Source organism: Streptomyces yamdrokensis (assembly GCF_053890455.1).
On sequence record NZ_CM132679.1, the window covers coordinates 2,426,990 to 2,440,879 of the forward strand.

General features: G+C 72.0%; 16 protein-coding genes and 2 pseudogenes. 8 read left to right on the forward strand and 10 right to left on the reverse strand.

All coding sequences use genetic code 11. The features are described from left to right. Nucleotides 1–10: 10 nt before the first annotated feature. The 4 genes from ACWZEH_RS10330 (at nt 11) to ACWZEH_RS10345 (ending at nt 3,280) form a co-directional block, all read left to right on the forward strand. Nucleotides 11–1,057, forward strand: a complete 1,047-nt coding sequence (locus ACWZEH_RS10330; protein ID WP_456197677.1) for a metal ABC transporter substrate-binding protein — start codon at nt 11–13, stop codon at nt 1,055–1,057. 49 nt (nt 1,058–1,106) lie between these two features. Continuing rightward, nucleotides 1,107–1,883 carry a metal ABC transporter ATP-binding protein gene (locus ACWZEH_RS10335; protein WP_456197679.1) on the forward strand — a complete coding sequence of 259 codons (777 nt, stop codon included), beginning with the start codon at nt 1,107–1,109 and terminating at the stop codon, nt 1,881–1,883. A 6-nt stretch (nt 1,884–1,889) separates the two neighbouring features. Continuing rightward, nucleotides 1,890–2,792: a metal ABC transporter permease gene (locus ACWZEH_RS10340; RefSeq protein ID WP_456197681.1), complete on the forward strand. Its 903-nt coding sequence runs from the start codon at nt 1,890–1,892 to the stop codon at nt 2,790–2,792. Nucleotides 2,793–2,857: 65 nt separating this feature from the next. Then, nucleotides 2,858–3,280, forward strand: coding sequence for a Fur family transcriptional regulator (locus ACWZEH_RS10345; RefSeq protein WP_456197683.1), 423 nt, complete (start codon nt 2,858–2,860; stop codon nt 3,278–3,280). A gap of 66 nt (nt 3,281–3,346) precedes the next feature. On the opposite strand, the gene ACWZEH_RS10350 is transcribed toward ACWZEH_RS10345, so the two are convergent. Genes ACWZEH_RS10350 through ACWZEH_RS10365 form a run of 4 tightly spaced genes read right to left on the reverse strand, consistent with a single transcriptional unit; the run spans nt 3,347 to nt 5,434 of the window. Continuing rightward, nucleotides 3,347–4,183, reverse strand: a complete 837-nt coding sequence (locus tag ACWZEH_RS10350) for an isoprenyl transferase (RefSeq protein ID WP_456197685.1) — start codon at nt 4,181–4,183, stop codon at nt 3,347–3,349. Nucleotides 4,184–4,217: 34 nt separating this feature from the next. Then, a complete protein-coding gene (gene recO, locus ACWZEH_RS10355) occupies nt 4,218–4,964 on the reverse strand; it encodes a DNA repair protein RecO (RefSeq protein ID WP_456197687.1) in 747 nt (248 codons plus the stop codon). Between the two features lie 48 nt (nt 4,965–5,012). Then, nucleotides 5,013–5,228: a hypothetical protein gene (locus tag ACWZEH_RS10360; RefSeq protein WP_042172122.1), complete on the reverse strand. Its 216-nt coding sequence runs from the start codon at nt 5,226–5,228 to the stop codon at nt 5,013–5,015. Continuing rightward, a complete protein-coding gene (locus ACWZEH_RS10365) occupies nt 5,225–5,434 on the reverse strand; it encodes a hypothetical protein (protein WP_456197690.1) in 210 nt (69 codons plus the stop codon). The genes ACWZEH_RS10360 and ACWZEH_RS10365 overlap by 4 nt, the downstream gene beginning before the upstream one ends. Before the next feature lie 126 nt (nt 5,435–5,560). Here ACWZEH_RS10365 and ACWZEH_RS10370 point away from each other — a divergent pair, with 126 nt between their 5' ends. From ACWZEH_RS10370 to ACWZEH_RS10385, 4 genes are all read left to right on the forward strand, one after another. After that, nucleotides 5,561–6,394, forward strand: a complete 834-nt coding sequence (locus tag ACWZEH_RS10370; protein ID WP_456197692.1) for a helix-turn-helix domain-containing protein — start codon at nt 5,561–5,563, stop codon at nt 6,392–6,394. Further along, nucleotides 6,376–6,585 carry a DUF397 domain-containing protein gene (locus ACWZEH_RS10375; RefSeq protein WP_456197694.1) on the forward strand — a complete coding sequence of 70 codons (210 nt, stop codon included), beginning with the start codon at nt 6,376–6,378 and terminating at the stop codon, nt 6,583–6,585. The genes ACWZEH_RS10370 and ACWZEH_RS10375 overlap by 19 nt, the downstream gene beginning before the upstream one ends. Before the next feature lie 66 nt (nt 6,586–6,651). After that, a complete protein-coding gene (locus ACWZEH_RS10380; protein WP_456197695.1) occupies nt 6,652–8,160 on the forward strand; it encodes an alpha/beta hydrolase in 1,509 nt (502 codons plus the stop codon). Between the two features lie 318 nt (nt 8,161–8,478). After that, entirely contained in the window at nt 8,479–8,763 is a 285-nt protein-coding gene (locus ACWZEH_RS10385) for a hypothetical protein (protein WP_456197697.1), read from the forward strand. A 27-nt stretch (nt 8,764–8,790) separates the two neighbouring features. Here ACWZEH_RS10385 and ACWZEH_RS10390 read toward each other — a convergent pair. The 6 genes and pseudogenes from ACWZEH_RS10390 to ACWZEH_RS10415 all read right to left on the reverse strand — a co-directional run. Further along, a pseudogene (locus ACWZEH_RS10390) lies at nt 8,791–9,064 on the reverse strand (helix-turn-helix domain-containing protein); the annotation flags it as partial. Next, nucleotides 9,052–9,416 (reverse strand): annotated as a pseudogene (locus tag ACWZEH_RS10395) (histidine kinase); the annotation flags it as partial. The pseudogenes ACWZEH_RS10390 and ACWZEH_RS10395, both read right to left, overlap by 13 nt. 204 nt (nt 9,417–9,620) lie before the next feature. Next, nucleotides 9,621–10,898: a hypothetical protein gene (locus tag ACWZEH_RS10400; protein WP_456197699.1), complete on the reverse strand. Its 1,278-nt coding sequence runs from the start codon at nt 10,896–10,898 to the stop codon at nt 9,621–9,623. 86 nt (nt 10,899–10,984) lie between these two features. Beyond that, a complete protein-coding gene (locus tag ACWZEH_RS10405; RefSeq protein WP_456197701.1) occupies nt 10,985–12,007 on the reverse strand; it encodes an SCO2521 family protein in 1,023 nt (340 codons plus the stop codon). Between the two features lies 1 nt (nt 12,008). Further along, nucleotides 12,009–12,974: an SCO2522 family protein gene (locus tag ACWZEH_RS10410; RefSeq protein WP_456197703.1), complete on the reverse strand. Its 966-nt coding sequence runs from the start codon at nt 12,972–12,974 to the stop codon at nt 12,009–12,011. After that, a complete protein-coding gene (locus ACWZEH_RS10415; protein WP_456197705.1) occupies nt 12,971–13,888 on the reverse strand; it encodes an SCO2523 family variant P-loop protein in 918 nt (305 codons plus the stop codon). Before ACWZEH_RS10415 ends, ACWZEH_RS10410 begins: the two co-directional genes overlap by 4 nt. Nucleotides 13,889–13,890 lie beyond the last annotated feature (2 nt).

The following is a 13,890-nucleotide window of genomic DNA, read 5'->3' on the forward strand; positions in this document are numbered from 1 at the left end:
AATGGGAGTCATGAACGTACGACGACGCCTCATACCCGCCGCAGCGGCGACCGCGGTCACCGCGCTGGCCCTGGGCACGCTGTCCGCCTGCTCCTCCGACGACGCCGGCGCCAGCGCCGGCGCGGGCGGGACCGGGGAGTTCGACGTCGTCGCCTCCTTCTACCCGATGGCGTTCCTCGCCGAGCAGATCGGCGGCGACCATGTGAACGTCACGAGCCTGACCCAGCCCGGCCAGGAGCCGCACGACCTGGAGATCAGCGCCAAGCAGACCGCGCAGCTCGAGGAGTCCGACGCGGCGCTCTATCTCAAGGGCCTGCAGCCCACCGTGGACGAGGCCATCGGCCAGTCCGGTGTGAAGACGAAGATCGACGCGGCCACCCTGACCACCCTGGAGACGCACGGCGCCGAGGACGAGCACGCCCACGAGGACGAGCACGCCGACGAACACGCCGACGAACACGGTCACGAGGACGAGCACGCCGACGAACACGCCGACGAGGGCGGGGACGAAGGCCACAGCCACGAGACCGAGGGCGGCGAGGACCCCCACGTCTGGCTCGACCCGGTCAAGTACGCCGAGCTCGCCGAGGGCGTCGGCAAGGCCTTCGAGAAGGCCGACCCCGACCACGCCGCCGACTACAGGAAGAACACCGAGGCCCTGGTCGGCAAGCTGAACGAGCTGGACACCACGTTCGAGACGGGCCTGGAGAACCGCGAGTCCGACGTCTTCATCACCACCCACTCCGCCTTCGGCTACCTCGCCGAGCGCTACGGCCTGACCCAGGAGGCCATCAACGGCCTCAGCCCCGAGGCCGAGCCCAGCGCCGCCCGCGTGAAGGAACTCTCCGAGACGGCCAAGGCCGACGGCGTGACCACCGTGTTCTACGAGACACTGGTGAGCGACGACACCGCGAAGACCGTCGCGGGCGACGCCGGACTGAAGACGGACGTCCTCGACCCGCTCGAGGGCATCACCGACACCTCCCGCGGCGACGACTACTTCGAGGTCATGGAGTCCAACCTGAAGGCCCTGCGGACGGCTCTGGGAGCCGCATGACCGGCCGCCCGGCCGCGTACCACCGACCGACCCACCGGAGGGCGGCAGCATGACGACGAAGACCGACCCCGTCATATCCCTGCGGGGCGTCCACGCCGAGCTGGGCTCGCGTCCCGTCCTCCGCGGCATCGACCTCACCGTGCACCGCGGTGAGGTCGTCGCCCTGCTCGGCGCGAACGGCTCCGGGAAGTCGACGGCCGTGCGCGGCATTATCGGCCAGGTGCCGGTCGCCTCCGGCTCGGTCGAGCTGTTCGGCGCCCCGCAGCGCCGCTTCCGTGACTGGGCGCGGGTGGGGTACGTCCCGCAGCGCACCACGGCCGCGGGCGGCGTGCCCGCCACGCTGACCGAGGTGGTCTCCTCCGGCCGGCTCTCCCGTACCCGCTTCGGCGTGTTCCGGGGGGTCGACCGCGAGGCCGTACGGCACGCGCTGGACCTGGTCGGCATGGCGGACCGGGCGAAGGACTCCGTGGACGCGCTCTCCGGCGGCCAGCACCAGCGGGTGCTGATCGCCCGCGCGCTCGCCGCCGAACCCGAGCTGCTGATCCTGGACGAGCCGATGGCGGGCGTCGACCTGGCCAGCCAGGAGGTGCTCGCGACGATCCTGCGCCACCAGGTCGCCCAGGGTGCCACCGTCCTGTTGGTCCTGCACGAGCTGGGCCCGCTGGAGCCCTTGATCGACCGGGCGGTCGTCCTGCGCGACGGCTGCGTGACGCACGACGGCCCGCCCCCGAAGGCGGTCGGCCAGCACGCCCTGCCCGGCCACGACCACGTACACCCGCACGCACCGGCGGGCACCGAACCGATCCGCACGGGACTGCTGAGCTGATTGCCGATGGACCTCCTGAACTACGCCTTCATGCAGCGGGCCCTGCTGGCGGCCGTCCTGGTCGGCATCACCGCCCCCGCGGTCGGCATCTACCTCGTCCAGCGCCGCCAGGCCCTCATGGGCGACGGCATCGGGCACGTCGCGATGACCGGCGTCGGCCTCGGCTTCCTGCTCTCCTGGTCGCCGGTGTGGATGGCGACCCTGGTCTCCGTCGTCGGCGCCGTCCTGATGGAACTGATCCGCTGGTACGGCAAGGCCCGCGGTGACATCGCCCTCGCGATGCTGTTCTACGGCGGTATGGCGGGCGGCGTGATGTTCATCAACCTCGCCCCGACCGGCTCCAACGCGAACCTCACCTCGTACCTGTTCGGCTCCCTGTCGACGGTCTCCGAGTCCGACGTGACCGCGATCTGCCTCCTGGCCTCGTTCGTGGTGCTGGTCACCCTCGGTCTGCGCCGCCAGCTGTTCGCGGTCAGCCAGGACGAGGAGTTCGCCCGGGTCACGGGCCTGCCGGTGCGCTTTTTGAACCTGCTCACCGCGATCACGGCGGCGGTCACCGTCACCGTCGCGATGCGCGTGGTCGGCCTGCTCCTGGTGAGCGCGCTCATGGTGGTGCCCGTCGCCGCCGCCCAGGCACTCAGCCGCAGCTTCGCCGCCACCTTCGCCATCGCCGTCGCGATCGGCGTGAGCGTGACCATCGGCGGCACGGTCGCCTCGTACTACCAGGACGTGCCGCCCGGGGCGACGATCGTGCTGCTGACGATCGCCGCGTTCATCGTGCTGACCGTGCTGGCCACACCGCTGGCCCGCCGCCGCGCCCGTGCTCCGGGCGCCGCGCGGCCCACCCCGGACCCCGCGGAGTGCGCCGTTTCGGCCGGCCGGAAACCGCCCGGCGACGGCGGCGCCTGACCCGCCTCCGCCCGGCCTGGCACAATGGCCGCGGCAGGGCAGAGGCAGACGTGAGGAGGAAACCGGTGACCACCGCTGGACCGCCCGTGAAGGGCCGCGCCACCAGGCAGCGGGCCGCTGTGGCGGCTGCGCTCCAGGACGTCGACGAGTTCCGCAGCGCACAGGAGCTGCACGACATGCTCAAGCACAAGGGCGACTCGGTCGGGCTCACCACGGTCTACCGCACCCTGCAGTCCCTCGCCGACGCCGGCGAGGTGGATGTACTGCGCACCGCCGACGGCGAGTCCGTCTACCGCCGCTGCTCCACCGGGGACCATCACCACCACCTGGTCTGCCGCAACTGCGGCAAGGCGGTCGAGGTCGAGGGCCCGGCCGTGGAGACCTGGGCGGAGGCCGTCGCCGCCGAGCACGGCTACGTCAACGTGGCCCACACCGTGGAGATCTTCGGCACGTGCGCGGAGTGCGCGGCGGCGTCGAGCGGCGCCTGAGGACCCGGACGCGGGAAGGGGCGCGGAGGTGATCTCCGCGCCCCTTCGCCGTACCCACGCCGTCCCCTACTGCTCCTGCCTGCCCTCCATGGCGAGCAGCTCCTCGTTCGGGATCGCCCCGCCGAAGCGGCGGTCGCGGGAGGCGAACTCCAGACAGGCGCGCCACAGGTCCCGGCGGTCGAAGTCCGGCCACAGGACGTCCTGGAAGACCATCTCGGCGTAGGCGCTCTGCCACAGCAGGTAGTTGGACGTACGCTGCTCACCGCTCGGCCGCAGGAACAGGTCCACGTCCGGCATGTCCGGGTAGTACATGTAGCTCTGCAGCGTCTTCTCGTTGACCTTCGCCGGGTCGAGACGCCCCGCCCTCACGTCCTCGGCCAGCGCCTGCGCCGCGTCGGCGATCTCCGCCCGCCCGCCGTAGTTCATGCAGAAGTACAGCGTCAGCCGGTCGTTGTCCTTGGTCTGCTCCTGGGCGATCTGGAGTTCCCTGGCGACCGACTTCCACAGCTTGGGCATCCGGCCCACCCAGCGCACCCGCACACCCAGCTCGTCGAGCTCGTCACGGGACTTGCGGATGAAGTCGCGGTTGAAGTTCATCAGGAAGCGCACCTCGTCCGGCGAGCGCTTCCAGTTCTCGGTGGAGAAGGCGTACAGCGAGATGGCGCCGACACCCATCTCGATCCCGCCCTGGAGCACGTCCAGCACCCGCTCGGCGCCGACCTTGTGCCCCTCGGTGCGCGGCAGGCCCCGCTCCTTGGCCCAGCGGCCGTTGCCGTCCATCACGATCGCCACGTGCTTGGGGACCAGCTCACCGGGAAACTTCGGGGGCCGCGCGCCGGAGGGGTGCGGTTCCGGCGTCCTGTACTCCCGGCGCTGACGCCCCAGGAATCCGCGTACGGCCATGTGCTTCTCGTCTCCTCGTACCGACGTGTCGTGCTTACTTTTCGACGTACCGCAGGGAGCGCAGCCCGCGCTCCAGGTGCCAGTGAAGGTACGCGGACACCAGCCCGCTGCCCTCCCGGACGTACCGCCCCTCGGACGCGTCCGCCGCCTCCCAGTCTCCCGTGAGCAGCGCTCCGAGGTGTTCCAGGGCCTGCGGCGAGGGTACGACGCTGCCGGGCACCCGGCAGTCGGCGCAGACGGAGCCGCCGGAGGCGACCGAGAAGAACCGGTTCGGCCCGGGCATCCCGCACTTCGCGCAGTCGCCGAAGCTCGGGGCGTAGCCGTTGACGGCGAGGGAGCGCAGCAGGAACGCGTCGAGGACGAGATGCGGTGCGTGCTCGCCGCGGGCGAGGGTCCGCAGGGCGCCGACGAGCAGCAGGTACTGCTGGACGGCCGGCTCGCCCTCGTGGTCGGTGAACCGCTCGGCGGTCTCCAGCATGGCCGTGCCGGCGGTGTAGCGGGCGTAGTCGGTGACGATCCCGCCACCGTACGGCGCGATGGTCTCGCTCTGCGTGCACAGCGGGAGGCCGCGCCCGATCAGCTCGCTCCCCTTGGAGAAGAACTGCACGTCCACATGGGAGAACGGTTCGAGGCGTGCGCCGAACTTGGACTTCGTCCGGCGCACGCCCCTCGCCACGGCACGTACGCGTCCGTGACCGCGGGTGAGCAGCGTGATGATCCGGTCCGCTTCACCCAGCTTCTGGGTGCGCAGCACGATGCCGTCGTCGCGGAACAGGCTCATGCGCCCATTCTCGCGTACGCGCGGAGCCGCCGGGCCCCGGGCCCGGCGTCAAGGCAGCTCCCCCCGGCTGCGCGCGTTGGCGTACGCGGTCGCCGCGCGCAGCCGCTCGGCGGGCGTCGCCTGCCGCACCGCGACCGGCTCGGCGTCCCACTCCCGGCCGCCGCCGTACGGTCTCAGCTGAATGTAGGGCCCCTCATGTCCCATCACGATGCCGATCCGCTCGGTCCGGGTGTCCACGACGTACACCCCGACCGGCGGTTTCACTTCGCCACCGCGGCCGCGAGCCGCTGTGCGGTCTCCACGGAACACCGCCCCAGCTCGACGAGCGGGCAGGGCGCCTCCCGCGCAAGACTCACCGGGTCCAGCCCCAGTGACGGCAGAACAATTCCGGCCTTCGCGAGTAACGCCCGCAATTCTTTCACCACGTCCTCCGCTTCTTCGACGCAGAGCGCCGAGTGCTGTTCCTTCACCCTGGTCCCCTTCTATTCGGCTTTCACGCTTCCGCCCCTTAAGGTGCCCGCCGGAACCTACACTCGGAAGAGGTTTGCGCTCTACAGGCAAAGGGCTGCACAAAGGGGTTGGGAAAGGGGGTAGCAATGGCCAATGGTTCACGCCAGGCGGCATGGGAGTTCTTCGGCGCGGAACTGAGGCGACGCCGGGAGGAGTCGGGGTTCACCCAGGTGGAACTGGGGGCGCGGGTGTTCGTGTCGGGTGGCTACATCGGCCAATTCGAACAGGCTATTCGGAAACCTCAATTGGACGTGGCCCAGCGGATCGACAGCACGCTGCAAACCGACGGTATTTTCGAGCGGCTGTGCAGGAAGCTGGTCGACGATCGACGGTACGCGGATTATTTCGCCAAGGCGGCGGAGCTGGAGACACTGGCGACGAAGATCTGCGAGTTCGCGCCGACGCTGGTTCCCGGACTGCTGCAGACACCGGCCTATGCGCGGGCGGTCACGCTGGCAATGAACCCGTTCGCGCCGGAAGAGTCGGTCGACCAGAAGGTATCGGGACGCGTCGAACGAGGGCGCATCCTCAAGGACGCCACGAGGCCGGTCTATTGGGCGATCCTGCACGAGAACGTGCTGCGCATCCCGGTGGGCGGACCGGCGGTCATGGCGGAGCAGCTGGAGCACGTTGCGGGGCTCACACAGGATCGGGCGGTGCTGGTCCAGGTACTGCCCTATACGGCCGGCGCGTATCCCGTGATGACGGGAGACCTTCGGCTCATGGAGTTCGAGGACGCCCCACCAACCGCCTATACAGAAGCCGTGTATTCGGGGAACCTGCTGGACGATCCGGCCGTGGTGCATCGAGCGCAATCGGCATACGATCTGCTCAGGGCAGAGGCGCTGTCACCAGAGCTGTCCCTGACCTTGGTCCAATCGGCGGCGGAGGACTTCAGAGGATGCGCGAGTACGACCTGAGCGAAGCGCGCTGGCGCAAGAGCACGTACAGCGATGGCAACGGCGGCAACTGCGTCGAAGTCGCCGACGGAGTCCCCGGCGCCGTCCCCGTCCGGGACAGCAAGGTGGCCGCCGGCCCCGTGCTGGTGATCGGGGCGGCGGCCTGGACGGAGTTCACGGGCACCGTGCGTCGCGGCTCCAGCCGGGGGTAATCCCCCGCATGAACACGCCCGTTGCCCGGATGTGGGCGGCGACGGGAGTCCGGGACGCTCGGACGCATGCCGTACACCACGCGTCACACCGCAGTCCTCACTGCCGTACCGGCAGCCGTCCTGGTCGCCCTGGCGCCCTCCTTCACCGCCTCCGCCGAACCCGTGCCGTCGTCGTCCGCCTCCTCCCGCTCCGCCCTCTCCTGGGAGCCCTGTGGGGGCGCCGGTGACACACAGCCGGTCCCCGAGTGCGCCACGCTCCGAGTCCCCCTGGACCACGCCGACCCGGACGGCCCGGCCGTCTCCCTCGCGCTGTCGCGCCTCCCGGCCGAGAACGACCGTGCCCGGCGGGGCGCGCTGTTCCTGATCCCCGCAGGACCGGGCGGCTCGAGTCTGGACGACCCGGCCGGGAAGGGGCAGAAGCTCCCGCAGAAGGTGCGCGACCAGTACGACCTCATCGGCTTCGCACCCCGTGGCCTCGCCCCCTCCACCACCGTGGACTGCGGCCTGGAACACGGTGACCTGGCGCTGTCGAAACTGCGCCCGTGGCCGGCCCCCGACGGCTCGGTCGACGGGAACACGGCCACCGCACAGCGCGTCGCGGACGCCTGCGCGCGCAACGGCGGTGAGCTGCTCCGGCACCTCGGCACGGCGGACAACGCCCGGGACCTGGACCGCGTCCGGGCGGCGCTCGGGGAGCGGAGGATCTCCGCCTGGGGCGTGTCGTACGGGACGTACGTCGGGGCGGTCTACAGCGAGATGTTCCCGCACCGGACGGACCGGATCGTGCTGGACAGCAACGACGACCCCGACCCCGAGCGGGTGGCCCGCGCCTGGCTGGCGGGGCACGAGCAGGGGGTCGAGGACGTGTTCCCGCACTTCGCCGCGTGGGCGTCGAAGCCGGGGAACCCGGGCCGGGTGGCGAAGACGGCCGCGGAGGTGCGTCCGCTGTTCCTGCGGCTCGCCGCCCGTCTGGACCGCGAGCCGATCCCCTGGCCGGGCGCCAGTCCAAAGGAGCTGAACGGCAACGTCCTGCGCCAGACCATGCTGGACAGCCTGTACCGGCCCTCCCGCTATCCGGCCCTGGCGAAGCTGATGCGGGCGGCACGGAAGGGCACGGTGCCGCCCGCGCCGCCCGCCCCGCCGAAGGAGGTGCTCCAGAACGTCGCCGCCGTGGGCGCCGGGACCCTCTGCAACGACGTGGCCTGGCCCACGTCCCCTGCCGTGTACGAGAAGGACGTCGCCGGGAGCCGCACCGCGTTCCCGCTGACGGCCGGGATGCCGCGCAACGCGATGCCGTGCGCGGCCTGGCCGTACCCGCCCCGCCGGGCGCCGGTGAGGATCACGGACCGGGGGCCGTCCAACGTGCTGCTCGTGCAGAACGAACGGGACGTCGCCACCCCGCTCACCGGCGCCAGGAAGCTCCGCGAGGCGCTGGGCCGGCGCGCGGTGATGGTGACCGTGAACTCCACGGGCCACAACGCCTACCTCGCCGAGGGCAACGCCTGCGGCGACGCCCGGGTCTCCCACTTCCTGGCCACCGGCGAACGCCCCGCCCGGGACACGTACTGCCGTTGAACGGCGGAACGGGATCATTCACGCGGTGCGGGTGTACAACCTGTGAGGGCTCCGGGTGGTTGTGCGCCGCGGATTGATTCACGCCTTGGTGGGCATACAGGTTGAAGCGTACGAATACGTGGTGGCCGTTCGTGCCGCGGGGCGCTTTCACCCCCTCCCCGTCTCCTCCCAACTTCCGCTTTTCCGCTGGGCGGTTGGTCCGATCGGAGGATGACCCGGCTATGACGCCGATGGCGTGACGTTTCGGCGGGGCGGCGCCTGTGGCGGGCTCCGGGGCGGTCTCCTGTGAGGTAGGACCGCGATTCTTTGGAGACCGACGTGACCGCCACCTCGTACGAGTACGGCCCCCACCACACCTACGTCGACCCGTACGCCTTCGACGGGGGCACCTACGGCGACTTCCCGATCGCGCCGCCGCACCCGCCGGCCCGGCTGGACGTCGCCATCGACCCGCAGGACCGGCGGCGGCTGGAGCTCCACGCGGCCCTGACCGCCGCCGGTATCCCGCCGCTCCCCGAGGACCGCGAGGCCATCGACCGGCTCAGCGCCCTGCCCGGCAACATCAACAACACGATCCAGCGCTGGCTGCAGCACGCCCTCTGACGCGGGGCGGGGCGTACGGGAGGGGCGTCACGGCGTCCCCGGCGCGACCAGCCCCGACTCGTGGGCCACGATGACCGGCTGGGCCCGGTCGCGGGCGGCGGGCTTGCCCGTGATCCGGCTGACACGGGTCTTCGCCGCGAGCGTGCCCAGCCCCGACGCCTCGGCGATCTCGGTGTTGTTGAGCCCGCGCGACCGGCGCGAGCACCTACCGCTCGCGGTCCGACAGGCACTCGGGACCGGCCGTCACCGGCATCCCGGGACTGCGCGGGAACCGCGCGATCAGCCGTGCAGCGCCTCCAGGGCCGTACGGAGTCCACCGCGGGCCGTACGGCAGGTCCCGGCGATGTCGTCGAGGGACATGGCGGCCGTCTCCCGGTGAACCGCTTCGGGGCGGCGGCCAGGACGTGCGCGGCGACGGAGGTCCGCACGCCGATGGGGGTGATGCTGTGGGCCGGCAGGTCGTGCAGGTCGTGCGGGTCACGGTCGATGCGCAGGCGTTCCTCGGCGACCCGCCGGCGGGCCTCCTCCTCGCGGGTGCGTCCGGCCCGTTCGACGAGCCCGGTGACGTGCCGCCGGCAGCAGCGGACGTCGACGCCGAGGAAGGGCACGGCGATGGCCCGGCCGATGATGCGGACCAGTTCCATGACACCGTCTCCCTCCACTCGGACCCGGCCGGCCCAGCCTGATTCGCTCACCGGACTCCCGGCACGGGAGGGCCGATGCGTCGGACGCGAGGGCGAGTCGGCGGGTACTGCCGAGGGTGGCGCGGAGGGCTGGTCACTCCCCGGGGAGTAACGGGGGCGTGGGCCGGGCGAGGGCGGGGCAAAGCCGTGGAGAGGGCGCCGGGCAGAACGGCCTCAGGCGCGGTCGACCATCCAGGTGCCGTCCTCCTCGTCGTCGACCCGCACCTCCAGTTCGCGGACGCTCATACCCGCCTCCCAGAGTTTCCAGAAGCGCTTCATCTGCTCCTGGACATGGTCCGGACGCGCGATGAGCCGGGTTCTGACGTTGACGTCGCGCAGGTCCTGCTCGATCTCGAAGGACACTTCCTCGTCATAGACGATGAAGTCGTTGGCGGTGCCGCGCTGGATGTGCGGCGGCAGTTCCGGCAGCACCGCCACCCGCACCTCGATGCGCAGCGCCTCCTGCTCGTCGCACAGCCGCAGCAGTCGGTCGTCGAGTTCGCGGGCGCTCTCCAGCAGGAACAGGCGCCGTACGGGCACCCCGTGCTCCTCGATCGCCTGCTTCTGCGCGTCGAGGTAGCGGCCGGCGGGCTCGCTGTTCCAGAACTCCCGGTCGACGGACGTACTGATGGCGCAGATCGACTGCTCCGCGACGTGGGCGAGGCCGAGCATCCAGTCGTGGTTCTCCCCGTGGCTCTCCACGCTCAGCCGGGTGAGCGCCGACATGTGCTCGATCACCCGCTGCATCTCCAGCCGGACGAAGGAGTAGAGGAGCGGGGATCCGGGCGCCAGGAAGTCGGCGAAGCGCTGGGCCAGTTCGGGTACGCCGTCCATGCGGACCCGGTCCAGCGGCGGGTAGGGCTGCGAGGGCCGGTCCAGCTGGGCGAAGCGGTTCTCGACCAGCTGCTTCATGTCCTCGGTGTGCCGGCTCAAAGCGGTCCGCGTCTCCTCGGCGTGCCGGGTGAGACCGGTCTTCAGGGCGTCGTCGTACCGCTGGAGACCGTCCCGCACGGTGTTCCCCACCTCGGTGGCGGTCCCGGCCAGGACGCGCTCCGCCCGCCTCTCCCGCTCCCGCCCGTAGCTGTCCTGCCGCTCCCGCATCCGCCGCTCCCGCGTCTCGCGGTCCGGGCCGAGGAGGTACTGGACGGCCACGACGGCACCGGCGCAGAGCGCGGCGGCGGCGAGCTGCCGCCCCGTACCGGCGTCCGGGGCCAGCAGCGCGGCGACGCCCCAGGCGGGGAGGCCGAGGGCCAAGCCGACCAGCAGCCGGCGCTGCCACGCGAATGCGGCCGGACCCGGCCGCCTGCCCGGCTTGTCGGGCGTGTCGCGTGCGTCCGCCGAAGGCGGTAACACTGTGCTGCCCGGGTCGTCCGGCGGCCCCGCCTGTGCGGGAATCGCCGTGCCGGGTTCGGGCCGGGTGCCCTCGGGCTCAGGTGATGGTGCCGTGCTCATCTCGCTCTTCCCCCCGTTGGGATACGCGTCGGATCGGGATGCGGAAATGTGCTTGGGGCCGGGTCCGGCGGTTGCCCGGTGTCCGGTCAGGGACCCATGTCCGCCTCCCGGTGGGGGGACGGGATCGCGTGCAGGGTGAGCTGGTCGCGGATGCGTTGCACGAGGGTCTGCCACTGCCGGGTGAAGCCGGGCCGTTCCTCCAGCGCGTCCCAGAGCGGCGCCAGGTCCTGCGCCACCCGGGCCCGCGGCATCCACAGGTGCAGCAGATGGTCGACGGTGGGCCGCAGCGCCCCGACCACGGCGGGAAGCTCCCCGCCCGCTCCCGGACGCTGCCGGGCCGGCGGTGCTCCGGCCGCCCCGGCGCCGGCGCCCAGCCGGATGCCGTCGAGGATGCGGACCACGGTGGTGAGCAGCCAGTCGTGCAGGGCGAGGTCGTCGCAGAGCCCGGCGAGCCCCTCGCTGGGGGTGCCCTCGGGCACCCGGAGCCGGACGGTGCGCAGCTCGTCCTCGGCTAGGGTGAACCGCTCGATCGACGGGCCGGCGCCCGGGTCCGCGGGCAGGGCCACCCAGCGGAGCCGGGTGGGGCGGGACCTGAGGGGCGGCCGGTGGTCGAGCAGGGGGTGGCGCAGCAGTCTGGTGTGCAGTCCGTCCGCGATCAGGCCGACGTCGAGATCGCCGTGCCGCCCGCCGTTCAGCACGCCCTCGGCCACCGCCTCGTGCGGCAGTTTCCCGAACGGCTCGACCACACCGGGCCGTACCAGGTAGTGACCCCACGGCCGCCGGTGGTCGGGGCCGGTGGCGGGCACCCTGAAGTACGCGGAGGCCTGGAGCAGGCGTCCCTCGGTGAGCGCGGCCCGTGCGGCGACCGTGCCGACGGCGCGGACCCGGGCGCCGTTGGCGCTGGGCAGGGGGCAGTCGACGCCGGTGAGCGTGTCCGGCGAGCGCCCGTAGAGGTTGGGGCGCTCGGAGAGCAGGACGCGTTCGTCGGCACGCAGTCCGAGGAGCTGGGCGGCGGCCCGGCTGTCGAGGGCCTGCAGGGCCGGCAGCAGCGAGGTGCGGACCTCTCCGCAGGCGAGCACGACACGCGGCGCGGTCTTCGCCGGCCCCATGTCACGGCCCCGCGTAGAAGACGTAGGAGACGCGGTCGGCGACCGAGTCGGGGACGGGCACCTTCTCGCCGGCGGACCGGCGGGCGGTCTGGCCCAGCGCTTCGGGGTCCACCTCGGTCTGGTCGAGGATGACGCGGACGGCGTGCTCGACGGGCAGGAACCGGTTGGGCACCACCGAGCAGGTGCGGTACGCGGCGAACGGATCCGCCCGGGGGTTGAGCCGGAGCAGCGGGGGCAGTTCGTCCCAGTCCTCGGGGAAGCCGTCGGCGGTGTGCGGCTGGGGTTCGAGGACGGCCTCGCCCTCGGTGCGCAGCAGCCCGAGGCGGGAGAGCTGCCACACCGCGGCGAGGAAGGGGCAGGACCAGGTGCGCTGCCCGTCGGGTGCGTCGCTCCAGAGTTCGACGTCCAGGAAGACGGAGTGGCGGCGGGACGCGGTCTCCTTGGGCGGCTGCCAGACGACGGCCTTCTTCATCGCTTGCGGGGCGCGCGCGACGGGGCTGCGCTCACCGTTGGCCAGCCAGCCGGTCTGCGCGGCCGGCGGACGCAGGCCGTAACTGCCGGGTGGTGGTTCCTCCACGAGCCGGCCGGCCACCGCCTCCGCGACCGGCACCTTGCCGGCGACCGCGCAGCCGGACTCGCGTGCCAGGTAGTCGACGGCCAGCCCGGCCCGTTCCGCCTCCGTCAGCAGCAGCGGGACGAGTTCGGCGGGGCTGGAGAAGCGGGTGAAGTAGTCGTCGATCAGGAAGCAGGTGCTGATCCGGGGGCGTTTGCCGCCGGTCTGGGCGGACGCCGCGGCCCGCGCCGCGTCCGCCCAGGGCCGTACCTGCGCGAAGTGCCGCCGCAGGTGCTGCGGACCGGCCTCGAAGTCCTCCATGTAGAGGTGGCCCAGCTCCAGGGAGAGGTGGGACAGCGGCACCGCCTGGGTGCGCGGTTCGGCGGTGGTCTCGCGGAACACTGCGTCCGTCATGGCCGTCCCCAGCAGGAGTCGTCGGTCAGGCGTCGTGCGATCTCCTCCAGCGCCTCGAGCGTCTCCTTGTTGGCGATCTGGGTGGAGAGCACGTCCTCTTCGGTGATCAGCTGCTCACGCCACTGCAGGACGGGTTCCAGCGGTACGGCGCCGAGCACCACGCTGTCGCCGATGCGGTGCTCCGCGGCGAGCCGGCGCAGGGCGTCGTCGCAGGACTGCATCCAGGCCGCCTGGGCGGGTGAACCCTGGGCCCACAGCGGTGAGTCGGGGTCGGGCACGGCGGCCCGGACGAACCGGACGGCGCCGCGCAGGGCCTCCTCGTCGTGTCCGCGCTCGACGCCGCCCCTGATGATCCCGTGTTCCTTGTGGACCAGCCCGGCGGCGGCGATCACGTGCTGCCGGGTCCAGCGGTGGAAGACGAGCCAGCGGAAGGGGACGTAGCGCATCCGGGGGTGGGCGGTCGCCGCCAGGACCATGTCCACGGCGTAGCTGCGCCCGGCGCTGAGGTCCACCACGGTCAGGTCGAACTCGCCGTGCAGCCTGAGCAGGAGGTCGACGCAGCGGTCGAGGGTGTCCTCGCCGGTGACGAACTCGCCGCCGCCGGCGTCGCCGGGCAGCAGGGCCAGGCGGCCGGACTGGTTCGGCCGGGCGTGCAGCAGGGGGTGCTCGGTCTGCCGCCAGATGTCGATCCTGGCCGGTTCCGCGACCTCGCCCTCCAGGTAGGAGTGCAGGCCCCGCTCCGCGACGCCGCGCATCGCGCCCGGCACGTCGAAGACGGCGGCGGCCGTGGGCGAGCCGAAGTCGAAGTCCACGTAGGCCACGTGGTCACCGGTGAGGGCGCGCTGGTAGGCCAGGTTGGCGCTGGTGACCGAGCGACCCGTGCCTCCCTTGTCGGAGGCGGCGAAGACGAGCACGG